This window comes from Candidatus Pantoea formicae, assembly GCF_011752625.1.
In the GTDB taxonomy this organism is placed as follows: Bacteria; Pseudomonadota; Gammaproteobacteria; order Enterobacterales; family Enterobacteriaceae; genus Pantoea; species Pantoea formicae.
Map to the genome: position 1 here is coordinate 655,139 of NZ_VWXD01000004.1, position 25,087 is coordinate 680,225.

Below are 25,087 nucleotides of genomic sequence, written 5' to 3' on the forward strand. Positions count from 1 at the left end.
CCGGTTGCACGCTGTTCCCAGGGGATAAAAAATTCAATTTTTGACGCGCGAGCGGCGTAAAAATCAGGCAATTACGCGCGCCATATCAACTCAGTAGTCTAACACTTTCCAGCCAGCGCACCACAGCACCCTTTTTTACGTTTCTTCTACCTGCTGCGCCCGTTAAACTACGCAACAAATTATGACGAGTTGTGAGCAAAATGAGTAAATCCCCCCGCAACAGCGGCGCTGCTGGCCAGATCCGCATTATTGGCGGACAGTGGCGCGGCCGCAAATTACCGGTGCCAGACAGCGCGGGCCTACGCCCGACCACCGATCGCGTGCGCGAAACCTTGTTCAACTGGCTAGCGCCTGACATTCAGGAGGCTCGCTGCCTTGATTGCTTCGCTGGCAGTGGCGCACTCGGGTTGGAAGCGCTGTCACGTTATGCTGCATCCGCCACCTTGCTGGAAATGGAGCGCTCCGTTGCTCAGCAGCTGTCGCAGAATCTGCAAACGTTGCGCACTACACAGGGCACCGTAGTGCAGACCAATACGCTACAGTGGTTGAATCAGCCGGGTGAAGCCTTTGACGTGGTATTCGTTGATCCCCCCTTCCGTAAAGGGCTGCTGCTGGAAACGCTCACGCTGCTGGAAAGTAACGGCTGGCTGGCAGAGAACGCGCTAATTTACGTCGAAAGTGAAGTAGAGCACGGCACGCCTGTAGCGCCGGCTAACTGGGATTTATACCGAGAAAAGATTGCAGGTCAGGTGGCCTATCGCCTTTACCAACGCCAACAGGAGACACACGATGTGGCTTAATCTGGGTCGTTTATTGATGATTTGCGTGTGGGCATTCCTGCTGTTGAATCTGGTGCATCCCTTCCCTACGCCGTTGCGTTACTTTGTTCACGTGGCGTTGTTCTTCATGGTGATCATGCACGGTTTGCAGTTGGTATTACTTCGCGCGACCCAACCAAAAGACGCCCCTAAACTCAGTGGTGCAACACAGGCAAAAATTTTCTTCTTCGGCGTGTTTGAACTGCTGGCCTGGCAGAAGAAACATTATCCGAAAATGTAATCGAAGGGGCCGCATGAGCGGTAATGCCTGTCAGTTGAGGTCCTGTTCGGCTAAGGCCGCTATTTTGTTAAAATGGCGGCCTTTTCTTATACGCGGGTGGGCATGTTGGTGAGGGCCACAGTACCTCTGCTGCTGCCGGGCCGTCCTCGCGCCGCTTCGCGGTGCCCTCGGCTGCAACGTCGTGCCGGCCGGAACGTTCGGGTACGGCCGTCCTGGCCTACCCGAACTGCCTGTCGCATCCCTGCGCCTGGCTCCTGGCACAACGTCTCCGCCTCAGCGCTGCGAATAGCCCTTGCAGCATCAGAGGCGCTGTGGCCTCAGACACGGTGCCCTTTGTGGCAGTAAAAACGCTAAAGTCTTCACCATCGAGCCCTCTCCAACAGCGTAAACGGAAGTTAGCAAGCAGGCTGGTGCCGCTCTGGGGATGGCATTTCGCAGCGCTGAACGGAATGAGGAAGCCAGGAGAGCCAGCATGGATGCTGGCGAAAGGTGCAGCCGGGACAGGGAAAGCCCCGTCTGCGCCGGTCCGTCAGGCTGACGAGTGAAGTGAAGGTACCGCGTCAGCGGCGCGAGGACCGCCAGCCCCAGAGCGGCACCAGACTGCGTTATCACCTAATGCTTAACTGACAGGCATTACGCATGAGCGGCCTCTTTATTGTTGCGCTGGCGTGAAGCTGACAAAGCGACTGCCCTTCATCTTCAACTCCCCTTTCACGCCTTTATCAATTTGATGATAATCATTGGCGCTCACCACCACTTTGATATCGCTCGCGCCATTAAGCGGATGGAACATCGCTTCATAGGTCATATCTTCAGCCACAATCTCTTCGCGCTGACGTGAACGACGATTGGGCGAGGGGAATTCGCGTTTGGTTTTGACTTCAACGGTAAGGGAACGAACGGGTGACGCATCATTTACCGCCGTTTCGCGGCGCTGCTTAATAAACTGACGGGTCGCCAAAACGGCAATAATCGCCAGAACGATGAAAAAGATTAGCGGTGGTTTGCTCATGTTTTCTCTCGCACTTTGCGTGGTAACTGGAGTAAGGAAAGACCACAAAGCATACAACCAGAGTTGACCGATTGTCACATTTGCCACCCGTAACTTACACTGGGATCGCGATTTTGGGAAAATTCAATAGTCTGGGCTGCGCGTCCAGAAAAGGGAGAAAACATGCTTTGGTCTTTTCTTGCCGTACTTTTTTCCGGTTGGCTCTACGTCGATGCGTCATACCGTGGCCCGCAATGGCAACGCTGGCTGTTTAAGCCCGTCACTCTGCTCTTGCTGGTTGCATGGGCATGGCAGGCCCCGACTCTGAATACCACCGACTATTTAATTCTGGCTGGTCTGGTTGCCACGTTGGTCGGTGATGCCCTGACGTTACTGCCTCGCCAGCAAATGCTCTATGCGCTGGGTGCATTCTTCCTGTCGCATCTGCTGTATACCATCAGCTTTGCCGCACACATGACCATGAGCTTCTTCTGGCCAATCCCCGTGACGCTGCTGGTGATTGGTGCCGTGGTGATTGGCGTGATCTGGTCGAAGTTAGAGGATTTGCGCTGGCCGGTGTGTACATTGATTGGTATGACGCTGGTGATGAACTGGATGGCAGCCGAAAACTACTTCTTCCGTCCGACTGACTTTAGCTTCTCACTGCTGGTCGGGGCAGGATTGTTGCTGTTAGCCAATATTGTCTGGTTTATTACGCATTATCGCCGTCGTTTCAGAGCGGATAGCGCCATTGTTGCCGCCTGTTACTTCGCCGGCCACTTTATGATTGTGCGTTCTCTGTGGCTGTATTGAAGAAAAGATGACCTCGTCACTTGACTCTGGAGTGGACTCCAGAGTGTAGCATTCGGATTGCGGGCAGTGGCCCGCATCTGATTCTGGAGGTCATATGCACTCACATTCTCATCCTTGCCGCTGTGGGAAATCTCACAGCAAACCTCAGCCGTTGTGTGCCATTCGTAGCGTTTCGCCCACTGCGTTAAAAATTTCTGTCGCGATGCCCGCGACACCTGAAAACGGCTGTGGCTGCTGTGATAACGACAGCGGCAGCCCTGGCGGCGAAAGCGACGACGGAAGCGACAGGCCCGCCTTATCCTCACACCAATTTCGCTGGCAAATTACCGGGATGGATTGCCCCAGTTGTGCACGAAAAATCGAAAACGCGGTGCAACAACTCCCGCAGGTCCGCAGCGCCCAAGTGATTTTTGCCAGTGAAAAACTGGTGGTGGATGCGCACCAGGATATCCGCTCTGCCATCGAAACCGCGGTCAAAAAAGTCGGCTTTACCCTAACCTCAAACGATCTCCCTTCTCAGCCTGCGATCCCAAACCGCTGGCGCGAGAATGCCAGCTTGCTGGTGCTGACGGTAATGATGCTGGCAAGCGTGTTGCTCAGCCAGGTTGCGCCAGCGTGGGGCGATCGCCTGTTCGTGGTGACGACACTGATAGGTTTAGCGCCCATTGCCCTCAGCGCAGGAAAACTGCTGCGTGGCGGCTCTCCTTTTAGCATCGAAACCTTGATGACCATTGCCGCTGCCGGGGCATTGGTGATCGGTGCACACGCCGAAGCCGCCATGGTGCTACTGCTGTTCCAACTGGGTGAGCGTTTGGAATCCTATGCTGCTGCGCGTGCTCGCCGTGGCGTCACGGCATTGATGGCGCTGCGCCCTGATAGGGCCACGCGTCTCACTGGCCACCAACGAGAGCAAATCGCGCTGGCTGACTTACGTCTTGGTGATGTGATTGAAGTCGCTGCAGGCGGGCGTTTGCCAGCCGATGGCGAGCTACTGAATCTGAATGCCAGCTTTGACGAAAGTGCCCTCACCGGTGAATCGGTGCCGGTTGTGCGCCAGCCGGGCGAAGCAGTCATGGCCGGTGCCACCAGTGTTGACCGCTTAGTGACACTGAAAGTCATCTCACAGCCCGGCCAAAGTGCCATTGACCGTATTCTGCAATTGATTGAAGAAGCCGAAAGCCATCGTGCACCGGTTGAACGTTTTATCGATCGCTTCAGCCGCCTCTATACCCCGGCGATTATGCTGCTGGCGCTGTTGGTGATGGTAATGCCGCCGCTAATAGCCGGTGCCGCATGGCTTCCTTGGATCTACAAAGGTCTGACGCTGCTGCTGATCGGTTGCCCCTGCGCCCTGGTGATTTCAACGCCGGCGGCCATCACTTCCGGTTTAGCGGCGGCAGCACGCCAGGGTGCCTTAATTAAGGGCGGCGCGGCGCTGGAGCGGCTCAGTCGCATCCAGACCATGGCATTTGATAAAACCGGTACGCTGACGGTTGGCAAACCGCAGGTGACGCAGGTTGAAGCCTTTAGCGCACGGGAAGAGAACGCGCTGCTCCGCATTGCGGCAGCGGTAGAACAAGGCTCAAGCCATCCCCTGGCGTTAGCGATATTGCAAGAAGCCGAACGTCGCCAGCTAAGATTGCCGCAAGCACAATATCAGCAAACGCTAGCCGGTAGCGGTATTCGTGCGCAAATTGAAGGCATCACCTATCAGTTATTAGCACCGCGTGACGTCAGCGAACTCACTGAAGATCAGCAGCAGGCGATAGCGCAGCGGGAAGCACAAGGACAAACCGTTGTGGTGCTGTTGCAACAACAGACGGTGCTCGGCACGCTGGCGTTGCAAGATCAACTGCGCGAAGAAGCAGTGAGCGCATTAGCGCAACTGAAAGCGCTGGGTATTAACAGTCTGATGCTGACGGGTGATAACCCGCGCGCGGCAGCGGCCATTGCCACTGAGCTGAATATCGAGTACCGCGCCGGATTGCTCCCCGCCGATAAAGTCGAAGCCGTACGCAAACTGGGGCAGCAGCAATCGCTGGCGATGGTGGGTGATGGTATTAACGATGCGCCCGCCATGAAAGCCGCAAGCATGGGCATTGCCATGAGCAGCGGTACCGATGTGGCACTGGAAGCCGCCGATGCCGCATTAACCCAAAACCGCCTGACGCTATTACCGCGCACCGTTGTACTGGCACGTCGCACGCGCGCCATCATTCGTCAGAACATTGCGATTGCGTTAGGGCTGAAGGGGATTTTCCTGGTCACCACGCTGCTTGGGGTTACCGGCTTGTGGCTGGCGGTGTTAGCCGATTCCGGTGCCACCGCACTGGTCACCGCCAACGCGCTGCGCCTGCTGCGTCAGCGTTAACCTTGACCTTTCTGAATCAGATACTGGTACGGCAGTGTTTCCGTCTGCTGTGCCAGCAACTGATGTTCCATAAAGCGACAGAATCCTGGGATATCACGCGTTGTCGCTGGATCGTCAGCAATGATCAGCAGGGTTTCACCCGCCCGCATGGTGCGGACGGTTTTGCGTACCATCATCACCGGTTCCGGGCAGCGTAAGCCCAGTGCATCAAGTGTATGGTCAGGCGTGGAAAAGGGATCGCTCATGATTCTCTGTCTTCATTCGAGGTGGGCGCTCATTCTAGCGCGCTAAATTCACAGCGCAAGGCGATAACGATTGCGTTAAAATTAACCGTTGCATTAATTGCGCAACGCGCTAAGATGCCGCCGTTTTTTTAACAGATACGACGCTATCCCCTAAATAATTCGTGTTTTAGCAAGGCGGCAAGTGCGTGTATCTCCAGGAGCTTACACAAGTAAGTGAATGGGGTACGCGAACGCAGCTACAACGCGAAGTATGACGGAGATGGCAATGGGTTCCCTCACCCCACTTTTCAAAAAGGTCAGAAATGATTAATTTTTCCGCTCGTCAGCGCATGCATGCGCTGTTTTGGCTATCGCTATTCCATTTGCTGGTGATCACCTCCAGTAACTATCTGGTGCAGCTGCCGGTTTCGATTTTCGGCTTCCACACCACATGGGGTGCGTTTAGTTTTCCGTTTATCTTCCTCGCTACCGATCTCACCGTGCGTATTTTTGGCGCGCCGTTAGCCCGTCGCATTATCCTGGCGGTGATGATTCCAGCACTCTTCATCTCTTACACCGTCTCTTGCTTGTTCTACCAAGGCGAGTGGCAGGGCTGGGCAGCACTGGAACAGGTGAACCTGTTTGTCGCGCGTATCGCCAGCGCCAGTTTTATGGCTTATGCGTTGGGTCAGATTTTAGATGTCCACGTTTTTAACCGTTTGCGTCGTCTGCCGCAGTGGTGGATTGCCCCTGCTTCCGCAATGTTCCTCGGCAATATTAGCGATACGCTGGCCTTCTTTTTCATCGCTTTCTACAAGAGCCCAGACCCGTTTATGGCCGCCCATTGGGTGGAAATCGCCTTGGTGGATTACAGCTTCAAAGTGCTGATTTGCATGATTTTCTTCCTGCCTGCTTACGGTGTACTGCTCAATGCCATGCTGAAACGCTTGGCCGAGCGTTCTTCACAGCGTCAGATGAATTTCGGCTAATTGCACATAGACGAAACGCCGCAGCACGCTAAGATTTCCTGACAAAGCGGCGGTTGCTTTTGACCGTCGATTCCGTTTCTATACCGGATAGAAAGCGTCAGACTGGAATCATAAAAGGGAAAAGAATGCGTAACTTAGTGAAATATGCGGGTATTGGTCTGTTGGTATTGGGCCTCGCGGCCTGCGACCAGAAGAAAGATGATGCGGCTGCAGGTAGCAACGGTGCCAGCGCCAGCCAGTCGGCTCAGACCGTCAACTTGATGGACGGCAAATTGAGCTTTAGTTTGCCCGCGGGGATGTCGGATAAGAGCGGCAAACTCGGTTCAGAATCCACCAATATGCACGTCTACGCCGATGAAACCGGCCAGCGCGCTATTATCGTGATTGCAGGCGATCCGACCAATGAAGCGCTTGATGCGTTGTCACAGCGTCTGGAACAGCAGCAACGCAGCCGTGACCCGCAGCTGCAAGTCGTGTCAAACAAAGCCGTGACGCTGAAAGATCAGCCCGCTCAGCAGCTGGCTACCGTGATTTCGGCCAATAACCAGACTTCATGGTCTTCGGTGATCCTGGCAAAAGTGGACGGCAAGCTGCTAACCCTGCAAATTACCCTGCCAGCCGACAACCAGCAGCAGGCACAGAGCGATGCAGATGCTATTGTGAAGAGCATTACACTCAAGTAATCCCCTTCATCCTTCGAACGGCAGATGCGTTGGCTGCGTTCTCTCACCCCGGTCACTTACTTAAGTAAGCTCCCGGGGATTCGATTACTTGCCGCCTTCCTGCCGTTCAAATGATTTTGGGAATCGTAATTTAGTCGCTATTGGCGGCCAATTTACGGTTTACAATCTCACCGGCGAAATATGCCAGATCTCATCCGCGTACTCCTGAATCGTTCTGTCCGCTGAGAAGTAGCCCATATTGGCGATGTTCAACACCGCACGCCGCTGCCACTCATCCGGTTGACGATAGAGCTTGTCCACCTTGTCTTGAGTGTCCACATAGCTGCGGTAATCTGCCAGTAGTTGATAGTGATCGCCGAAGTTCACCAGCGCATCAAACAGATTGCGATAGCGACCCGGTTCAGTAGGACTGAACGCGCCGCTGGCGATTTGCGTCAGTGCCTGATTCAACTCCGCATCTTCCTCATAGTATTTACGCGGGTTGTAGCCATCCTTGCGCAACTGTTCGACCTGCGGCGTGGTGTTGCCAAAGATAAAGATATTCTCTGGCCCAACATGCTCACGCATCTCGACGTTGGCGCCATCCAGCGTACCGATGGTCAATGCACCATTAAGGGCAAATTTCATATTGCTGGTGCCCGACGCTTCCGTGCCCGCCGTAGAGATCTGCTCAGAGAGATCCGCCGCCGGAATAATGACCTGCGCCAGGCTCACGCTGTAGTTAGGAATGAACACCACTTTCAGCTTGTTCTTCACCTGAGGATCATTGTTGATCACATTCGCGACATCGTTGATCAAGTGAATGATGTGCTTCGCCACGTAATAGGCCGAGGCCGCTTTGCCGGCAAAGATATTTACGCGCGGCACCCAGTCCGCAGTGGGGTCGGCCTTGATACGGTTGTAGCGCGTAATCACGTGCAGCACGTTCAGAAGCTGACGCTTGTACTCGTGGATACGTTTGATCTGCACATCGAACAGTGCATGCGGATCCAACACGATATCCATGTTCTTCGCCACCCAATCCGCTAAACGCTTCTTGTTGGCAAATTTGGCATCGGCGATCTGCTCAATGAAGGCTGGATAATCGATGTGTGGTGTCAGATCGCTCAACTGACCAAGATCGGTACGCCAGGTGCGGCCAATGGTCTCATCCAATACTTCTGACAGCGCGGGGTTCGCCAACGCCAGCCAGCGGCGCGGTGTCACGCCATTGGTTTTATTACAGAAGCGACCTGGGAACAGCCGTGCAAAATCAGCAAACAGCGACTGCACCATCAAATTCGAGTGCAGTTCAGATACGCCATTCACCTTGTGACTGACTACCACCGCCAACCACGCCATACGCACTTTGCGGCCGTTGTTTTCATCGATGATGGAAATGCGCGACATCAGATCCCAGTCATCCGGGTAGTACTCCTGAATGGTTTTCAGGAAGTAGTCATTAATTTCAAACACGATGCTGAGGTGACGCGGCAGAATCTTGCCGAACATGTCCACCGGCCAGGTTTCCAGCGCTTCGCTCATCAACGTGTGGTTGGTGTAGGAGAACACCTGGCAGGTCACTTCAAAGGCATCATCCCAGCTGAATTTGTGCTCGTCGATCAACAGACGCATCAATTCGGGGATGGCCAGCACCGGATGGGTGTCATTAAGATGGATGGCGATTTTATCCGCCAGATTGTCCCATGTTTCATGCATCTGCCAGTGACGATTGAGAATATCCTGCACCGTGGCCGACACGAGGAAATACTCCTGACGCAGACGCAATTCACGGCCCGAATCCGTTGAGTCATCAGGATAGAGCACACGTGAAACGTTCTCAGAGTGGTTTTTATCTTCCACCGCCGCGAAGTAATCACCTTGGTTAAACTTACCCAGATTGATCTCGTTGCTGGCCTGCGCGCTCCACAAACGCAGCGTGTTGGTGGCATCGGTATCAAAACCTGGGATGATCTGGTCGTAGGCCGCCGCGATAATCTCTTCGGTTTCTAGCCAGCGTACGCGCGCACCTTCATGCTGCAAACGCCCGCCAAAACGGACTTTGTAACGTGTGTTAAAGCGCTGGAATTCCCAAGGATTGCCGTATTCCAGCCAGTAGTCAGGCGATTCACGCTGTTGACCATCAACAATGTTCTGTTTAAACATGCCGTAGTCATAGCGAATACCGTACCCACGTCCTGGCAAGCCCAGTGTCGCGAGTGAATCGAGGAAACAGGCCGCCAAACGTCCTAAACCGCCGTTACCCAGCCCCGGATCGTTCTCCTCGTTCATCAGCTCACTGAGGTCGAGTCCCATCTCGTCGAGCGCCTGATTGAGATCGTCATAAATGCCCATCGCCAGCAGTGCATTGCCCAGCGTGCGCCCCATCAGGAACTCCATCGACAGGTAATAGACCTGACGTACATCCTGCGACAGTTGCGCGCGGCTGGATCGCAGCCAGCGTTCCACCATACGATCGCGCACTGCCAACAACGAGGCATTGAGCCACTCGTGTTGATTGGCTATCGAAGGGTCTTTACCAATGGTAAACATCAGCTTATAGGCGATTGAGTGCTTCAGTGCATCAACCGTCAGCGTGGGTGAGGCATAGGTGAAAGGTGCATTCATATCCAGTATCCCAATCTCTGATTACAGCAAACGTTGATAAAGATCGCGGTAGGCTTGTGCTGCCACCTGCCAACTAAAATCCATCCCCATCGCCTGCCGCTGAACGTAACGCCAGAGTGAAGGACGGGACCACAGTACAAAAGCGCGTCGGATCGCCCGCAGCAGCGACCAGGCATTACTGTCTTCAAAGCTGAAACCGCTTGCGACCCCGTCAGCGAGGTTCTCCAGCGAACTGTCTTGTACCGTATCCGCCAGCCCACCGGTGCGGCGCACCAGCGGCAGAGTGCCGTACTTCAAACCATATAGCTGGGTCAGGCCGCACGGCTCAAAGCGGCTCGGTACCATAATCACATCGGCGCCACCAACAATGCGGTGCGAAAAGGCTTCGTGATAGCCAATCTGGACGCCCACGCTGCCGGGGTGCTCGGCGGCAGCGGCGAGAAAACCTTGTTGCAACTCGGCATCGCCCTGGCCCAGCAACACCAGTTGGCCACCCTGCGCCAGCAATCCCGGTAAGGCTTCCAGCACCAAATCCAGACCTTTTTGCTTGGTCAGACGGCTGATCACACAGAACACCGGAGCTTTCTCGTCAATCTTTAGCCCCATCGCAATCTGCAATTGGCGCTTGTTCTCCGCTTTACTCTCCAACGTGTCACGGTCGTAACGCGCAGTGAGCAGCAGGTCATGGGCCGGGTCCCAAATCCCCGGATCAACCCCGTTGAGAATGCCGCTTAAGCGCCCTTCTTTCAGGCGCTGTTCCAGCAGCGACTCCATGCCGTAGCCAAACTCAGGCCGGGTTATCTCTAAAGCATAGGTCGGGCTGACTGCGGTTATATGATCGGCAAAAAACAATCCCGCCTTGAGATAGGAAATTTGTCCATAAAACTCCAGCCCATGCATATCGAAAAAGGCGCGCGGGATCTGAATCTCATCCAGATGACGCGCATTGAATAAGCCTTGATACGCCAGATTGTGTACGGTAAATACCGTTTTCGCCGGACGCCCACGTGCCGCAATATAGGCACAGGTGAGGCCAGCATGCCAGTCATGGGCGTGTACCACATCGGGTTGCCAGTACGTATCCAGCCCACTGGCAAGCTCAGCACCGATCCAGCCCAGTAGCGCAAAGCGCAGATAGTTGTCCACATAGGCAAATTGCGATGTATCGTGATACGGGCTGCCGGGACGTTCATACAATCCCGGCGCATCAATTAAATAAATGCCAACACCGTTGAATTGTCCAAATAATAAACGGACCGGCCCGGCAAAAGTTTGCAGCTCCGCCACGATTTCGGTATCAGGAATCCCTTTACGCAGATCGGGATACGCGGGAATCAGCACCCGCGCATCCGTTCCACCGGCAATTTGAGCCTGAGGCAATGCGCCGACAACATCAGCCAACCCGCCGGTTTTCAACAGCGGGAAAAGTTCTGAACAGACATGTAAAACCTGCATCCTGGACCCCTATTATGTTATCGCGCGCGTTCCCCGCGGCGATTGCCTGTGTGTCTTGCTCGTTGCTTTCGTGGTCAGCCAGCCAACTTGGCTAGCATGGCGCGCGTGACCAGCACGATGCCTTCTTCTGAACGGTAAAAACGGCGGCTGTCTTCATCAGGGTTTTCACCAATCACCATGCCTTCCGGAATCACGCAGGCGCGATCGATCACGCAACGGCGCAGACGGCAGGATCGGTTGATCACCACATCAGGTAACAGCACCGATGAGTCGATATTGCAAAATGAGTTAATGCGCACGCGCGGGAACAGCACCGAATTCACCACCACCGAACCGGAGATGATGCAGCCGCCGGAAACCAGTGAATTCATCGTCATGCCGTGGCTACCTGAGCGGTCCTGCACAAATTTGGCGGGCGGCAAGGGTTCCATATGCGTACGGATTGGCCAGTCATGGTCGTACATGTCCAGCTCGGGTGTGACGGAGGCCAGATCGAGATTAGCGCGCCAGTAAGCTTCCAGCGTCCCGACGTCACGCCAGTAAGGCTCCGCGTTTTCATCGTTCTGCACGCACGACAAGGTAAAGGAGTGCGCGTAGGCCTCACCGCTCGCGACAATTTTCGGCAGCAAGTCTTTACCGAAATCATGACTGGATTCGGGGATCTGCAAATCCTCCTCCAGCAACTGGTAGAGATAATCCGCGTTAAACACATAGATGCCCATACTGGCCAGTGCTTTGGTGTCATCACCCGGCATTGAAGGGGGTTTCGGCGGTTTTTCCACAAAATCCACCACGTTATTGTCTGCATCGACGGCCATCACACCAAATGCCGTGGCTTCAGCGAGTGGCACCGGTAAGCAGGCGATAGTGCACTTCGCGCCACGTTCAGCGTGATCGAGCAACATCCGCGAGTAATCCATTTTGTAAATATGATCCCCGGCGAGGATCACGATGTACTGCGCTCGATAGCGGCGAATGATGTCGAGGTTCTGCGAAACCGCATCGGCGGTACCGCGATACCAATGCTCGGTAGAAGCACGCTGCTGCGCTGGCAGCAAATCGACAAATTCATTCATCTCTTCGTTGAATAACGACCAGCCGCGCTGGATGTGCTGCGTCAAGGTATGCGACTGATATTGGGTGATCACGCCAATGCGCCGAATACCCGAATTGATACAATTCGACAGCGCAAAGTCGATGATGCGGAACTTGCCGCCGAAATGAACGGCAGGTTTGGCGCGTTTCGCGGTGAGATCTTTCAGACGCGTACCGCGCCCGCCAGCAAGGATCAACGCCACCGTTTGTGTAGGGAGCTGGCGCGCCAGCATCAGTGGATCTGTTCTATCTAACTTAACCATGTCTGACTCCTTATGATTGCTTTAGGAACACACACACGCCGTGTGCGGGCCCGTGCCAGACAGTTGTCAGGATGGGGTTATCTTCCCCGGCGAAAGGAGGAATGGCACGCCACTCTCCGTCTGGTAAGGCAAGGTCACTCACCGATTCCGTGGCGTTGATTGTTATTAACCAGCGGCTGGAGAGCAGGATCTGCATTCTGTGCGCCCCCTGTTCCCACTCCTCATTTCCCAGTGGTTTGCCGCTGGCATTGAACCACTGCACATTGCCATCGCCTTCCTGCCACCAGCGATCTGCCGTCAACGCGGGAATGCGCTGACGCAGCCGGATTAATGCGGCAGTGAAGTCGACCAGTCCAAAATCATCCTGATGCCAGTTCAACCAAGTGAGCGGGTTGTCCTGACAGTAAGCGTTATTGTTACCGTGCTGGCTGTGACCCCGTTCGTCACCGGCCAGCAGCATCGGTGTGCCTTGCGCCAACAGCAGCGTGGTCAGCAGAGCATGCACGCTACGCCGACGACGTTCGACAATATCGAAATTGACCTGTAGCCCCTCTTTGCCATGGTTGTGGCTGAAGTTGCTGCTACTGCCGTCACGATTGTCTTCGCCGTTAGCCTGATTGTGTTTATTGTTGAAGCTCACCACGTCGCGCAGCGTAAAACCGTCATGCGCGGTGATCAGATTGATACTGGCGTGCGGCAAGCGCCCTTCACGCTGGAATACGTCACTGGAAGCCGCAAAGCGCCGGGCAAACTCGCCGTTGTTGAGCTGACCATGCAGCCAAAAGCGCCGAGCGGCATCGCGGAAATGGTCGTTCCACTCAGCGAATCCTTCGGGAAAATTGCCCACCTGATAACCACCGGGGCCGACATCCCACGGCTCAGCTATCAATTTGACCTGTGACAGCACTGGACAGGCTTTGATGGCCGCGAACAGCGGCGCATCCTGACGATAATCAGGGGTGCGCCCCAGCACGCTGGCGAGATCAAAACGGAAGCCATCGATATGGCAGTCCCGCACCCAGTAACGCAGCGCTTCTAAGGCCCACTCCATCACCTGCGGATCGCTGAGATTGAGCGTATTGCCGCAGCCGGTCCAGTTTTGGTATTCACCCTGCGCGTCGAGCCAGTAATAGCTGGCGTTATCCACGCCGCGCAGCGATATGTTGGGGCCAAACTCTTCCAGTTCGGCGGTGTGGTTGAACACCACATCGAGGATCACCTCAATCCCCGCCGCATGCAGCGCTTTAACCGCCTGCTGAAACTCCTGCAACGGCGTGAGGCCGTGCTCGCCGGACGCGTAGCGGGGATCTACCGCCCACAGCGCAAACGGGTTATATCCCCAGTAATTGCTCAGCCCGAGCCGCAGCAGACGCGGCTCGCTGGCGAAGTGCGCAATCGGCAGCAACTCCAGCGCGGTAATGCCAAGATGGTGTAAGTACTTCACCATAGCAGGATGGCCCAGTGCCGCATAAGTCCCGCGCAGCCTTTCCGGAATTTCCGGATGTTGCTGAGTTAAGCCGCGCACGTGGGCTTCATAAATCACGGTTTTGCCCCAGGGCGTGCGCAGCGGCTTATCCGTCTCCCAATCGAAGTCTTCACTGATGACCAAGGATTTTGGCGCGATCGCGGCGTTATCCTGACTGTCTGGATGCTGATCGCCACTGTTGAAACGCGGATCGTCCGGCACATCCCCCACCACTGCTTTGGCGCAGGGATCCACCAGCAGTTTGGCGGGGTTAAAGCGGTGCCCTTGCTGAGGTGACCAAGGACCATACACACGATAGCCATAACGCTGGCCAGGTTTTAATGCCGGAAAATAGCCATGCCAGATATCGCCACTACGCGTGGGCAGCACAAAGCGGCGTTCAACACCGTGCGCATCAAACAGGCACAGCTCCACCTGCTCAGCGTGACGAGAAAACAGCGTGAAGTTAACGCCGCGCCCGTCGTAATGGGCGCCCAACGGCGTCGGCTGCCCGGTCTCCAGCATCAGTCGCCCTCCCGCACCAGCCAAATGGTGGCCAGCGGCGGTAACGTGAGGCTAAGTGATTGCGCACGACCGTGGCTTTCAATCGCGTCCGTATGCACCACACCGTGATTGCGCACATCACTGCCGTGATAATCCTGTTGGTCGGTGTTCAACACCTCACGCCAGCCACCTTGCTGATTGACGCCAAAACGGTAGTCGTGGCGCGTCACCGGTGTGAAGTTACTGGCGACAATGATTTCATTGCCCTCACGGTCGCGGCGTGCAAACACAAACACCGAGTTTTCGTGGTCATCAACCACCAGCCACTCAAAGCCCTGCGCATCGAAATCCAGTTGGTGTAACGGCGTAAAGTGTTTGTAACTGTGGTTGAGATCGCGCACCAGACGCTGTACGCCGTTGTGCCAGTTATCCTCACCCTCCAGCAAATGCCAGTCGAGGCTCGAATCGTGATTCCACTCGCGGCCTTGAGCAAATTCGTTGCCCATAAACTGCAGCTTTTTACCGGGGAAGCCCCACATCCAGCCGTAATAGGCGCGCAGGTTGGCAAATTTTTGCCAGGCATCGCCCGGCATGCGATCGAGGATTGAACGCTTGCCATGCACCACTTCGTCATGCGACAGCGGCAGCACAAAGTTTTCGGTGTAGTTGTACAGCATGCCGAAGGTCATCAGGTTGTGATGGTAACGACGATGCACGGGATCGAGCTTCATGTAGTCGAGCGTGTCGTGCATCCAGCCCAGATTCCATTTGAACCAGAAGCCAAGACCGCCATCTTCAGAAGGACGTGTCACGCCAGGATAATCGGTGGACTCTTCCGCCACGCTGATGGTGCCCGGTGCCGCACGGCCTAGCGTGCGGTTGGTATGGCGCAGAAAGGAAATAGCTTCAAGATTTTCACGCCCACCAAAGTGGTTAGGGATCCACTCGCCCTCTTTACGGCTGTAATCGCGATAGATCATTGAGGCCACGGCATCCACACGTAAACCGTCAATGCCGAATCGCTCCATCCAATAAAGTGCATTACCGGAGAGATAATTACTGACTTCACGGCGACCAAAGTTATAAATCAGCGTGTTCCAGTCCTGATGGTAACCCTCGCGCGGATCGCTGTGTTCATACAGTTCTGTGCCATCAAATTTCGCCAACCCGAAGTCATCACTCGGGAAATGGCCTGGCACCCAGTCGAGCAGCACGTTGATACCCGCATCATGCGCCGCCGCGATAAAGTGGCGAAACTCATCGCGCGTGCCGAAGCGGCGCGTCGGCGCGTACATGCCAAGAGGCTGATAGCCCCAACTGCCGTCAAACGGGTGTTCGTTGATCGGCAACAGCTCAATGTGAGTGAAACCCATTTCTTTCACATAGGGAATAAGTTGTTCCGCCAGCTCTTTGTAGCTCAGCCAGAAATTGTTGTCGGTGTGGCGACGCCAGGACCCCAGATGCACTTCGTAAATCGAGATCGGCTGATCAAAGGCGTTGGCAGCTTTACGCTGCGGCTGCATCTCCACTTTCGGCGGCAGACCGCAGATCATTGAGGCGGTTTGCGGGCGCATCTGTGCTTCAAAGGCAAACGGGTCGGCTTTGATGCGCATCTGCCCTGACGCATCAATAATTTCATATTTGTACAGCTGGCCATTCACCGCGCCGGGCACGAATAACTCCCAGATACCCAGTTCACGGCGGAAGCGCATCGGGTGACGACGACCGTCCCAGAAGTTGAATTCTCCCACCACGGAGACGCGACGTGCGTTCGGTGCCCACACCGAGAAACGGGTGCCGCTGACGCCATCAATGGTCGCGTTATGTGCACCCAGCGTTTCATACGGGCGCAGATGTGTACCTTCGCCGAGCAGCCATGCATCCATATCGGCCAATAACGGACCGAAGCGATAGGCATCGTCGATCAGGTTTTGCTGGCCGTGCCAAGTCACTGCCAGTTGATAGCGAAACAGGTTTTTACGACGGGGGATCACGCCGCAGAAGAAGCCGCGCGAATCGAGGCATTTAAGCTGTGCGCATTTGCGTCCGGTGTTGGTTTCAATCACCCAGACTTCGGAGGCATCAGGCAGCAGTGCGCGCACTTCGAGGCCTTCGACAGTTTGGTGCATCCCCAGAAACGAGAAGGGATCGGCATAATTCCCGGCAAAAAGGGCATTGATCGCATGGCGATCGGGAAGCTCTGACATGACTTTCTTCCTATGATTTCGCGCAGGCGACCGGAGTGGACAACAATGCCGCCTCTGGTGCGCTGCTTTTCATTGAGCCATACATACACCAGCAAGAGAGGACACCGTCCATGGGAAAAGATCTTTGCCGTGTACAACAACCATTCAGTTCGGAAAGCAAAAACAGTTAACAACCGGCACATCACTGTTAAATCATAGCTTGGGGCTGGCAGAAGCCAGGGGGGAAAGCAAAAAAATCTTGTTAGACGAGCAAAAAGGGGAAGCGGATCACTTGTCAGGCGCAATTTGCGTTAAGTTTTGCAGCCTGGATTACAAAAAAGGCCGGGAAACCCCGGCCTGTCTGATTTGTCGCTGCGCTTAGTCGATCAGCAAACGCAACATGCGGCGCAGCGGTTCAGCCGCGCCCCACAGCAACTGGTCACCCACGGTGAAGGCGGAAAGGTATTCCGGCCCCATGTTCAGCTTGCGCAGACGGCCAACTGGCGTGGTCAGCGTGCCGGTGACGGCCGCAGGCGTCAGCTCACGCATAGTGATTTCGCGGTCGTTTGGCACCACTTTCACCCACTCGTTGTGAGAAGCCAGCAGCTGTTCGATTTCGTTCAGCGGAATATCTTTTTTCAGCTTCAGGGTGAACGCCTGGCTGTGGCAGCGCAGTGCGCCGACACGTACGCACAGGCCATCAACCGGGATCGGGCTGCTGGTACGCAGGATTTTGTTGGTTTCTGCCTGGCCTTTCCACTCTTCGCGAGTCTGGCCATTATCCAACTGCTTGTCGATCCACGGTATCAGGCTGCCGGCTAACGGCACGCCGAAATTGTCGGTCGGCAAGGTGCCAGAACGGGTGAAATCGGTGACGCTGCGTTCAATTTCCAGAATCGCCGAGGCCGGATCTTGCAGCGATTTGGCCACGTGGTTGTGCAGCATGCCCATTTGCGTCAGCAGTTCACGCATATGGCGTGCGCCGCCGCCGGATGCCGCCTGATAGGTGGCGACAGAGGCCCACTCAACCAGATCGTTAGCGAACAGGCCGCCGAGTGACATCAACATCAGGCTAACGGTGCAGTTACCGCCGACGAAGGTTTTGATACCGTTGTCGAGGCCCTGGCGAATAACGTTGTGGTTAACCGGATCGAGAATGATGATGGCGTCATCTTTCATGCGCAGCGTTGAAGCCGCATCAATCCAGTAACCCTGCCAGCCGCTTTCACGCAGCTTAGGGTAGACTTCACTGGTGTAGTCACCGCCCTGGCAGGTGATAATAATATCCAGCGCCTTCAGCGCCTCGATATCAAAAGCATCCTGCAGCGCACCGGTCGACTTACCGCCGAATGTCGGTGCCGCCTGACCAAGCTGAGACGTGGAGAAGAAGACCGGATTGATCACATCAAAATCACGTTCTTCACTCATGCGTGACATCAGCACAGAGCCGACCATGCCACGCCAACCAATAAAGCCTACATTCTTCATTTTCTGTCCGTCCGGGGCGTTTTCACTGTGCCCTTCGTGGTGCGAGGAAAAGACCAAGCGGAATATCCAGTTGATCTGCGTAATAATCAGGTTTACCTGCGACCTCCAACTCTACAAAATGCAGGCTTTCTGGCAAGTGAATTAATTCGATAGCGCCAACTTTTTCAGCAGTACAACTAATAACAACGAAGGAAAGGTTTCTCCGCCATGACTGAAATGATCTCTGCGACCATATTGCTGCTGTTAATTATGGACCCGCTCGGCAACCTGCCGATTTTCATGTCGGTGCTCAAGCATCTCGAACCCAAGCGCCGGCGTGCGGTGCTGATACGTGAAATGCTGATCGCGCTGATCATCATGCTGCTGTTCCTGTTTACCGGGGAGCGCATTCTGGCGTTCCTCAATCTGCGCACCGAAACCGTCTCGATCTCCGGCGGTATTATCCTGTTCCTTATCGCCATCCGCATGATTTTCCCTTCTGGCGAAAACAGCACCAGCGGATTACCGGCAGGTGAAGAGCCGTTTCTGGTGCCGCTGGCGATTCCGCTGGTCGCAGGTCCCTCGCTGTTAGCCACGCTAATGCTGCTGTCACATCAATATCCTAATCAGATGTCACATTTGGTTGGCGCATTGCTGATTGCCTGGGGCGTTACCGTGGTCATTCTGCTGATGTCAGGACTGTTTTTACGCTTGTTAGGTGACAAAGGCGTTAACGCGCTGGAGCGGTTAATGGGATTGATTTTGATTATGCTGGCAACACAGATGTTTCTGGATGGGATTCGCGCTTATCTGAAGCTGTAGCCACAAGGAGGGAAGATGCTGATAACCCGATTGTTTAAGATTATCCAAGATGGCTTTCTTAAGACGTTTAACTTTAGCGGGCTGGAAAGACGTGCAGGCTACGTAGTGTTCGTTATGTTTCAGGTGGTCTGGTTTTGCCTCTACTTGCAGCTGTTTGCCATGAAAAGTGGCGAAATTGCTTTCGTGCCGCTGCTGCTGTTTATCCTGCCGTTGCTGGCCTGTGGCAGCCGAAGAATCAACGATGCGGGTTATTCACGTGGCGTCTTTATTCTGTTGCTGATTGCGCCTTATCTGCTGTTTCCTTTCCTGGCATTTCCCGCCTCAGTGAAACGCCCATAGAAAGCGGGCGACCTGTTGGTCGCCCGCTCGCATCATCACTTCTGCTTCTTCTCAATCGGTTTGCCCGACCAGTAACCCGCCAGCAGTGAACCTGACAGATTGTGCCACACCGAGAACAGTGCACCTGGCAACGCGGCCAGCGGCGAGAAGTAAAGTTTGCCCAGTGTGGCTGCCAGACCGGAGTTCTGCATACCCACTTCCAGCGCCAGCGTGCGGCAGGTGGACTCGTCAAAGCCAAACAGCTTGCCGCCCCAGTAGCCGCCCAACAGGCCAATAGCGTTATGCAGGATCACTGCCGCAATCACCACCAGACCGACGGAACCGATAAAGCCCTGACTGCCCGCCACCACTGCGCTGATAATCAGCAAAATACAGATCATGGAAAACGCAGGCAGATAGGGCTCAACGCGGCGTACTACGCTGTTCATTGTGTGGTGGATGATCAGACCCAGGCCAATTGGAACCACCACGATTTTAACGATGCTGAGCAGCATACCCATCACATCCACCTGAATATGGGTATCGACGTAGAAGCGCGTCAGCAGCGGCGTCGCGAAAACACCCACCAGCGCAGAAACAGATGAGATGGTCACGGACAGGGCCACATCGCCCTTCGCCAGATAGATCATCACGTTGGACGCGGTACCGCTGGCCACGCTGCCCACCAGGATCATCCCGGCCGAAAGATCCGGCGGCATGTGGAACAGTTTTGCCAGGCCCCATGCGGCTAGAGGCATCACCAGATAGTGCAAAAAGGTGCCAGCGATAACCGGTGCCGGACGTGTCAGTACACGTTTGAAATCATCAATATTCAGGGTGACGCCCATGCCGAACATGATCAGCATCAGCAGATAAGTCACCCACGGCCCAATGCCGAGGAACGTAGAGGGCGAGTAATACGCCGCGACCGACAGCAGCACGGCCCAGAGCGGGAACAGGCGGGTTAATTTGGCGAGCATGGAGAGACTTCCTTAGATATTTTTTAATTTATTTCATATGCCACAGATGAAGTGCCGCGCGGGGAACGACCACAGCGGCGGACGCGAGATCATAACATTTCATTATCGTGACGTAAGGCGAGAAGTCGTTAGCAGGATAAAATGCGGATCGTCTGCGGCAAAGCAGGGAAATCGGCAAAGATATCCGCTGCTTTTGAGGCGGTGGACGAGATATCGCACGCCTTTAGCCTGTTACAGAAATAAAAAAGCCGGACAATGTCCGGCTCGTTTTCAGCATGTCTGGATTAACTGCCAAACAAGTTCTTATGCAGCGCGCGCACCACTTCTTCCGCATCTGGCGTTGGCACCAGGAAGCACAGGTTATAGCTGCTGGCTCCGTAACAAATCATGCGCAGGTTAAACGGCTCAAGGGCACCAAACACCTCTTTGCCGACGCCGCAGGCTTTCGACAGGTTGTTGCCGATAATCGCTACCAGCGCCAGGTTCTCTTCTACTTCCACGCGGCACAGCGAAGAGAGTTCAGTCAGCAATGCTTGCGTCAACAGGCTTTCACCCGTGGTCGAAGAACCGGTGGTATCCAGCGTCAGCGCCACGCTCACTTCTGAAGTGGTGACCAAATCGACGGAGATGTTATGGCGCGCCAGAATCGCAAACACTTCGGCCAGGAAGCCGTGCGCATGCAGCATGTTCAGACTGTGCAACGTCATCAGCGTCTGTTTACGACGCAATGCCAGCGCGCGGAACAGCGGTGGATTTTGGGTTTCATTGCACACGCGCGTACCGCCCGCAGCCGGATCTTTGCTCGAACCCACGAACACCGGAATGTCACTGCGTACCGCTGGCAGCAAGGTGGCTGGGTGCAGGACCTTCGCACCAAAGATGGCCATTTCAGCGGCTTCTTCAAAGGTGATCTCTTCGATGCGTTTCGCGGTGGGCACCACACGTGGATCGGTGGTGTAGATACCGGCCACGTCGGTCCAGATATCCACACGCGACGCCTGCAGGGCTTCTCCCAACAGTGCTGCGGTATAGTCGCTGCCGCCACGTCCCAGCGTGGTGGTGCGGCCTTTGCCTTCACTACCAATAAAGCCCTGAGTAACGACCAGTGCTTCTGCAACACGTGGAGCCAGTTGCGCGGTGGACAGCTCTTTCAGCGTGGCAACATCAGGCTCAGCACGACCAAAACGGTCGCTGGTGCGCATCACTTTACGCACGTCAAACCATTCAGCATTGACCTGACGCTCACGTAAGACTTCCACAAACAGCAGGGTCGACATCAGCTCACCGTGGCTCACCAGCTCATCGGTCAGCGCATGTGAGGTCGCCAGCGCAGTCGCTTCCGCCAGCATCAGGATGTTTTCCAGCATGCGATCAATCTCCTGGCGAATCACTTCAGGGGATTGCAGGCGATCAATGATGGCGTATTGAATGTTACGGATCTCATCCAGCAGATGCGCGCGCTGCTCCAGTTCCCGGCCTTCAGCCAGAGAAACCAGCAGATTAGTCACGCCAGCAGACGCAGAGAGCACCACTAAACGGGTATTGGCATCAGAGAGCACAACATCCGCACTGCGGTTCATGGCATCAAAATCGGCAACGCTGGTGCCGCCAAATTTTGCCACGATCAGGTTTTGAGACATGTTACGAACCTCGTGTCAGATTAGCTTTCTCCCGTGGTTAAACGGAAGAGGTGATTTCAGCCTTGGCACAAGAGAAGAGCAGAATTGGACAGACAAGATCAGGAGATGAGTCACCAAAAGCACTTCACCTTGCGAAACGTCCGACTGCGGACGCTTCTGGTGACAACCCAGAGGATTCAGCCCCTGCAGCCGACAGGACAACACTCCGCGTGTTGTTCCATCTCGGCGTCGCACCCCATGATGTGTTGTCGTTGGATACGGATCCTCAAACACACTGCCTGGGCGACGCGCCTCTTCTGGCTTGCACCCAAAGGTGCAAGTCGCGGGCACAAAATACTGATTAATTCTTCTGCTGTCCAGCCTTGCAACGCCTGGACAATTCATTTTTAGAATTACGCCAGCGCATCGTAGAACAAACGCTGGCGGTCACACCCGCCTAAAGTAGTCAACGGCGCCAGAAAACGCGGCCTTTTGCTGATGCGACTCAGGGAAATTTTTCGTGGCGGCAGCGACAATCTTCGCCGGATTAACCTGAAACGATGAGGCCACAGTCACAAATTTTTTCCCTTCGTTTGCAACTGTGGTCATACTGAAACCCGTTCGCGGTAGCGTATTAGCCACAAAAAATGCTTAGCACGCCGGGCCAGCAGGACGCGCCCGGATGGAATGACGGTTCTTATTTCAACAAGAGTGTTGCCATGAAAAATATCAATCCGAAACAAACCGCAGCCTGGAAAGCGCTGCAGCAGCATTTTGACCAGATGAAATCGGTGCAGATCGCCGATCTGTTTAAAGATGATGCCGATCGTTTTGCGAAATTCTCTGCCACCTTCGACGATCAGATGCTGGTGGATTTCTCAAAAAACCGCATCACCCAAGACACCTTAGATAAATTACAAGCGCTGGCAAAAGAGACCGATCTGGCGGGCGCAATTAAATCCATGTTCTCCGGTGAGAAAATCAACCGCACTGAAGATCGCGCGGTACTGCATGTTGCGCTGCGTAACCGCAGCAACACGCCCATCATTGTTGATGGCAAAGATGTGATGCCAGAAGTGAATGCGGTGCTGGCGAAGATGAAAGGCTTCTCTGAGCGCATCATCAGCGGCGAATGGAAAGGCTATACTGGCAAAGCGATTACCGACGTGGTCAACATCGGTATCGGCGGTTCGGACCTCGGTCCATTCATGGTGACTGAGGCGCTACGCCCGTATAAAAACCACCTGAACATGCACTTTGTTTCTAACGTTGATGGCACGCACATTGCCGAAACGCTGAAAGATCTCAGCCCGGAAACCACCCTGTTCCTCGTGGCGTCTAAAACTTTCACCACGCAGGAAACCATGACCAACGCCCACAGCGCGCGCGACTGGTTCCTGAAAGCCGCTGGCGATCAGCAGCATGTGGCGAAACACTTCGCGGCGCTCTCGACTAACGGTAAAGCGGTTGGCGAGTTCGGCATTGATACCAACAACATGTTTGAGTTCTGGGACTGGGTTGGTGGACGCTATTCACTGTGGTCAGCGATTGGTTTGTCGATCATCCTCTCTATCGGCTTCGAGAACTTCGAACAGCTGCTGAGCGGCGCACATGCGATGGACAACCACTTCGCCAACACGCCAGCCGAGCAGAACCTGCCGGTGCTGCTGGCGCTGATCGGTATCTGGTACAACAACTTCTTTGGTGCCGAAACAGAAGCCATTCTGCCTTACGACCAGTACATGCACCGCTTCGCGGCGTACTTCCAGCAGGGCAACATGGAATCCAACGGTAAGTATGTGGATCGTGAAGGCAACGCGGTGGATTACCAGACCGGCCCAATCATCTGGGGCGAGCCGGGCACCAATGGTCAGCATGCGTTTTACCAGCTGATTCATCAGGGCACCAAACTGATTCCATGCGACTTTATTGCGCCTGCCCAGAGCCATAATGTCCTTACCGATCACCATCCTAAACTGCTGTCGAACTTCTTCGCGCAGACTGAGGCACTGGCGTTCGGTAAATCCCGCGATGTGGTCGAGAAAGAGTTTACCGATGCCGGTAAATCTGCTGAATCCGTTGCGCACATTGTGCCGTTTAAGGTCTTTGAAGGTAACCGCCCTACCAACTCCATCCTGCTGCGTGAAATCACGCCGTTCAGCCTGGGGTCACTGATTGCGCTGTATGAGCACAAGATCTTCACCCAAGGCGCCATTCTCAACATCTTCACGTTTGACCAATGGGGTGTAGAGCTGGGTAAACAGCTGGCAAACCGCATTCTGCCCGAGCTGGAAAACGACGCTGAAATTAGCAGTCACGATAGCTCCACAAATGGCTTAATTAACCGCTATAAATCCTGGCGTTAATTTCCCTGCCAATCTGACTAAGGCGGCTTTAATGCCGCCTTTTTTCTGTCCAATATGCCACTTCACGCGCATTTTTGTTATTTACCGGTCTCGCTACGGTTAGATAATTCTTAAAATGACCTAAGGAAAATCGGAACTTTGCAAATTCCGCAGAGAACACATTGGATAAAAAATGGATCTAATTGAGATTAGATTTTAACTATCTGATTGATTGATTTATTTTTTCTGTTTAACTGTAGTCAGGAAAATCTGATTATTCCTATTCCGTTCCAATTTATAATGCAAAAGTTGAAAATCCTGCTGCAATGCGCACAACCCTACAATTATTCCATTCTCGTGAAAAACTTCATTTAAAAAAAGCAACTATCGCCAATTCGCCTTATTTATCACCAGAAATACCCGTACTTTCCGCCCTCTTTTTCTGACACTGAACTCTGTTAATTTGTTGCCCTATACTGAACGCGCCCGAAATTAGGGTACATCCTCCATTCATTTTTTCTAAAAAATGCAGGAAACGTCGTTATGAAAAAACTGATGGTTGCGGGTGCAGCCTTACTTTACGTTGCCGTGTCTTCTGCTGCGATCGCTGCACCAGAAGAAGCCGGTGCCGCAGCGGGTGCACAGGCGGGAGCGATCTCGACCGGTGCCACGACTGCTGTCGGTATTGGCGCGCTAGGCGCGTTAGTCGGTCTCGGCATCGCTGCTGCTGGCGGCGGTGACGGTGCAAACACCGGTACAACGACCACCACAACAACAAGCACCACACGTTGATGTAGCACCTTTAAACATAACCACACAGCCGTGTGGTTA

Annotated in this window: 20 protein-coding genes and 1 riboswitch; of the genes, 10 read left to right on the forward strand and 10 right to left on the reverse strand. The window is 54.5% G+C overall.

What is annotated here, in order from left to right:
• The first annotated feature begins 200 nt into the window (after window positions 1-200).
• Together rsmD and F3J38_RS15615 are read left to right on the forward strand one after the other, a co-directional pair.
• A complete protein-coding gene (gene rsmD, locus F3J38_RS15610) occupies window positions 201-800 on the forward strand; it encodes a 16S rRNA (guanine(966)-N(2))-methyltransferase (protein WP_167139844.1) in 600 nt (199 codons plus the stop codon).
• On the forward strand, window positions 790-1,059 hold the full coding sequence (locus tag F3J38_RS15615) for a DUF1145 family protein (RefSeq protein WP_084938438.1): 270 nt from the start codon (window positions 790-792) through the stop codon (window positions 1,057-1,059). Before rsmD ends, F3J38_RS15615 begins: the two co-directional genes overlap by 11 nt.
• A 652-nt stretch (window positions 1,060-1,711) precedes the next feature.
• On the opposite strand, the gene F3J38_RS15620 is transcribed toward F3J38_RS15615, so the two are convergent.
• Window positions 1,712-2,071 carry a DUF2500 domain-containing protein gene (locus tag F3J38_RS15620; RefSeq protein WP_167139846.1) on the reverse strand — a complete coding sequence of 120 codons (360 nt, stop codon included), beginning with the start codon at window positions 2,069-2,071 and terminating at the stop codon, window positions 1,712-1,714.
• Between the two features lie 162 nt (window positions 2,072-2,233).
• Here F3J38_RS15620 and F3J38_RS15625 point away from each other — a divergent pair, with 162 nt between their 5' ends.
• A complete protein-coding gene (locus F3J38_RS15625) occupies window positions 2,234-2,863 on the forward strand; it encodes a lysoplasmalogenase (protein ID WP_167139848.1) in 630 nt (209 codons plus the stop codon).
• 94 nt (window positions 2,864-2,957) lie between these two features.
• Window positions 2,958-5,234, forward strand: coding sequence for a zinc/cadmium/mercury/lead-transporting ATPase (locus tag F3J38_RS15630; protein WP_167139850.1), 2,277 nt, complete (start codon window positions 2,958-2,960; stop codon window positions 5,232-5,234).
• On the opposite strand, the gene tusA is transcribed toward F3J38_RS15630, so the two are convergent.
• The gene (tusA, locus tag F3J38_RS15635) at window positions 5,231-5,479 is read right to left on the reverse strand and encodes a sulfurtransferase TusA (RefSeq protein WP_167139852.1); all 249 of its coding nucleotides are present in this window, start codon (window positions 5,477-5,479) and stop codon (window positions 5,231-5,233) included. The genes F3J38_RS15630 and tusA overlap by 4 nt on opposite strands.
• A 302-nt stretch (window positions 5,480-5,781) precedes the next feature.
• Between tusA and F3J38_RS15640 the strand changes: the two genes are divergently transcribed.
• The gene (locus F3J38_RS15640; RefSeq protein ID WP_167139855.1) at window positions 5,782-6,447 is read left to right on the forward strand and encodes a 7-cyano-7-deazaguanine/7-aminomethyl-7-deazaguanine transporter; all 666 of its coding nucleotides are present in this window, start codon (window positions 5,782-5,784) and stop codon (window positions 6,445-6,447) included.
• Between the two features lie 125 nt (window positions 6,448-6,572).
• Window positions 6,573-7,130: a DcrB family lipoprotein gene (locus F3J38_RS15645; protein ID WP_167139857.1), complete on the forward strand. Its 558-nt coding sequence runs from the start codon at window positions 6,573-6,575 to the stop codon at window positions 7,128-7,130.
• 159 nt (window positions 7,131-7,289) lie between these two features.
• On the opposite strand, the gene glgP is transcribed toward F3J38_RS15645, so the two are convergent.
• The 6 genes from glgP to asd form a co-directional block, all read right to left on the reverse strand.
• The gene (glgP, locus tag F3J38_RS15650; RefSeq protein ID WP_167139859.1) at window positions 7,290-9,737 is read right to left on the reverse strand and encodes a glycogen phosphorylase; all 2,448 of its coding nucleotides are present in this window, start codon (window positions 9,735-9,737) and stop codon (window positions 7,290-7,292) included.
• A gap of 21 nt (window positions 9,738-9,758) precedes the next feature.
• Entirely contained in the window at window positions 9,759-11,192 is a 1,434-nt protein-coding gene (glgA, locus tag F3J38_RS15655; RefSeq protein WP_167139860.1) for a glycogen synthase GlgA, read from the reverse strand.
• A 74-nt stretch (window positions 11,193-11,266) separates the two neighbouring features.
• On the reverse strand, window positions 11,267-12,550 hold the full coding sequence (gene glgC, locus F3J38_RS15660; RefSeq protein ID WP_167139862.1) for a glucose-1-phosphate adenylyltransferase: 1,284 nt from the start codon (window positions 12,548-12,550) through the stop codon (window positions 11,267-11,269).
• A gap of 10 nt (window positions 12,551-12,560) precedes the next feature.
• Window positions 12,561-14,540, reverse strand: coding sequence for a glycogen debranching protein GlgX (glgX, locus tag F3J38_RS15665; RefSeq protein ID WP_167139864.1), 1,980 nt, complete (start codon window positions 14,538-14,540; stop codon window positions 12,561-12,563).
• Window positions 14,540-16,726, reverse strand: a complete 2,187-nt coding sequence (gene glgB, locus F3J38_RS15670; protein WP_167139866.1) for a 1,4-alpha-glucan branching enzyme — start codon at window positions 16,724-16,726, stop codon at window positions 14,540-14,542. Before glgB ends, glgX begins: the two co-directional genes overlap by 1 nt.
• A 357-nt stretch (window positions 16,727-17,083) precedes the next feature.
• The gene (gene asd / locus F3J38_RS15675) at window positions 17,084-18,193 is read right to left on the reverse strand and encodes an aspartate-semialdehyde dehydrogenase (protein ID WP_038643710.1); all 1,110 of its coding nucleotides are present in this window, start codon (window positions 18,191-18,193) and stop codon (window positions 17,084-17,086) included.
• Window positions 18,194-18,400: 207 nt separating this feature from the next.
• Here asd and F3J38_RS15680 point away from each other — a divergent pair, with 207 nt between their 5' ends.
• Complete coding sequence (locus F3J38_RS15680) at window positions 18,401-18,994, forward strand: YhgN family NAAT transporter (protein ID WP_167139868.1); 594 nt, start codon at window positions 18,401-18,403, stop codon at window positions 18,992-18,994.
• Window positions 18,995-19,009: 15 nt separating this feature from the next.
• Window positions 19,010-19,333: a DUF805 domain-containing protein gene (locus F3J38_RS15685; RefSeq protein ID WP_167139870.1), complete on the forward strand. Its 324-nt coding sequence runs from the start codon at window positions 19,010-19,012 to the stop codon at window positions 19,331-19,333.
• 35 nt (window positions 19,334-19,368) lie between these two features.
• Here F3J38_RS15685 and panS read toward each other — a convergent pair whose 3' ends face one another.
• Window positions 19,369-20,292, reverse strand: coding sequence for a ketopantoate/pantoate/pantothenate transporter PanS (panS, locus tag F3J38_RS15690; protein WP_167139871.1), 924 nt, complete (start codon window positions 20,290-20,292; stop codon window positions 19,369-19,371).
• 284 nt (window positions 20,293-20,576) lie between these two features.
• Window positions 20,577-21,932, reverse strand: coding sequence for a lysine-sensitive aspartokinase 3 (gene lysC / locus F3J38_RS15695; protein WP_034827106.1), 1,356 nt, complete (start codon window positions 21,930-21,932; stop codon window positions 20,577-20,579).
• Between the two features lie 109 nt (window positions 21,933-22,041).
• Window positions 22,042-22,236: riboswitch (Lysine riboswitch) on the reverse strand.
• Between the two features lie 394 nt (window positions 22,237-22,630).
• Here lysC and pgi point away from each other — a divergent pair.
• The gene (gene pgi, locus F3J38_RS15700) at window positions 22,631-24,277 is read left to right on the forward strand and encodes a glucose-6-phosphate isomerase (RefSeq protein ID WP_167139873.1); all 1,647 of its coding nucleotides are present in this window, start codon (window positions 22,631-22,633) and stop codon (window positions 24,275-24,277) included.
• Window positions 24,278-24,799: 522 nt separating this feature from the next.
• Complete coding sequence (yjbE, locus tag F3J38_RS15705; protein WP_034827112.1) at window positions 24,800-25,048, forward strand: exopolysaccharide production protein YjbE; 249 nt, start codon at window positions 24,800-24,802, stop codon at window positions 25,046-25,048.
• The last annotated feature ends 39 nt before the right edge of the window (window positions 25,049-25,087 follow it).

What these genes read in the sequence shown, in the direction of transcription:
- F3J38_RS15685 (WP_167139870.1), top strand. Translation starts at nt 19,010, where the DNA reads ATGCTGATAACCCGATTGTTTAAGATTATCCAAGATGGCTTTCTTAAG.
- lysC (WP_034827106.1), bottom strand. Translation starts at nt 21,932, where the DNA reads ATGTCTCAAAACCTGATCGTGGCAAAATTTGGCGGCACCAGCGTTGCC.
- panS (WP_167139871.1), bottom strand. Translation starts at nt 20,292, where the DNA reads ATGCTCGCCAAATTAACCCGCCTGTTCCCGCTCTGGGCCGTGCTGCTG.
- glgP (WP_167139859.1), bottom strand. Translation starts at nt 9,737, where the DNA reads ATGAATGCACCTTTCACCTATGCCTCACCCACGCTGACGGTTGATGCA.
- yjbE (WP_034827112.1), top strand. Translation starts at nt 24,800, where the DNA reads ATGAAAAAACTGATGGTTGCGGGTGCAGCCTTACTTTACGTTGCCGTG.
- glgB (WP_167139866.1), bottom strand. Translation starts at nt 16,726, where the DNA reads ATGTCAGAGCTTCCCGATCGCCATGCGATCAATGCCCTTTTTGCCGGG.
- tusA (WP_167139852.1), bottom strand. Translation starts at nt 5,479, where the DNA reads ATGAGCGATCCCTTTTCCACGCCTGACCATACACTTGATGCACTGGGC.
- asd (WP_038643710.1), bottom strand. Translation starts at nt 18,193, where the DNA reads ATGAAGAATGTAGGCTTTATTGGTTGGCGTGGCATGGTCGGCTCTGTG.
- glgX (WP_167139864.1), bottom strand. Translation starts at nt 14,540, where the DNA reads ATGCTGGAGACCGGGCAGCCGACGCCGTTGGGCGCCCATTACGACGGG.
- F3J38_RS15615 (WP_084938438.1), top strand. Translation starts at nt 790, where the DNA reads ATGTGGCTTAATCTGGGTCGTTTATTGATGATTTGCGTGTGGGCATTC.
- pgi (WP_167139873.1), top strand. Translation starts at nt 22,631, where the DNA reads ATGAAAAATATCAATCCGAAACAAACCGCAGCCTGGAAAGCGCTGCAG.
- F3J38_RS15680 (WP_167139868.1), top strand. Translation starts at nt 18,401, where the DNA reads ATGACTGAAATGATCTCTGCGACCATATTGCTGCTGTTAATTATGGAC.
- F3J38_RS15620 (WP_167139846.1), bottom strand. Translation starts at nt 2,071, where the DNA reads ATGAGCAAACCACCGCTAATCTTTTTCATCGTTCTGGCGATTATTGCC.
- glgA (WP_167139860.1), bottom strand. Translation starts at nt 11,192, where the DNA reads ATGCAGGTTTTACATGTCTGTTCAGAACTTTTCCCGCTGTTGAAAACC.
- F3J38_RS15645 (WP_167139857.1), top strand. Translation starts at nt 6,573, where the DNA reads ATGCGTAACTTAGTGAAATATGCGGGTATTGGTCTGTTGGTATTGGGC.
- F3J38_RS15625 (WP_167139848.1), top strand. Translation starts at nt 2,234, where the DNA reads ATGCTTTGGTCTTTTCTTGCCGTACTTTTTTCCGGTTGGCTCTACGTC.
- F3J38_RS15640 (WP_167139855.1), top strand. Translation starts at nt 5,782, where the DNA reads ATGATTAATTTTTCCGCTCGTCAGCGCATGCATGCGCTGTTTTGGCTA.
- glgC (WP_167139862.1), bottom strand. Translation starts at nt 12,550, where the DNA reads ATGGTTAAGTTAGATAGAACAGATCCACTGATGCTGGCGCGCCAGCTC.
- F3J38_RS15630 (WP_167139850.1), top strand. Translation starts at nt 2,958, where the DNA reads ATGCACTCACATTCTCATCCTTGCCGCTGTGGGAAATCTCACAGCAAA.
- rsmD (WP_167139844.1), top strand. Translation starts at nt 201, where the DNA reads ATGAGTAAATCCCCCCGCAACAGCGGCGCTGCTGGCCAGATCCGCATT.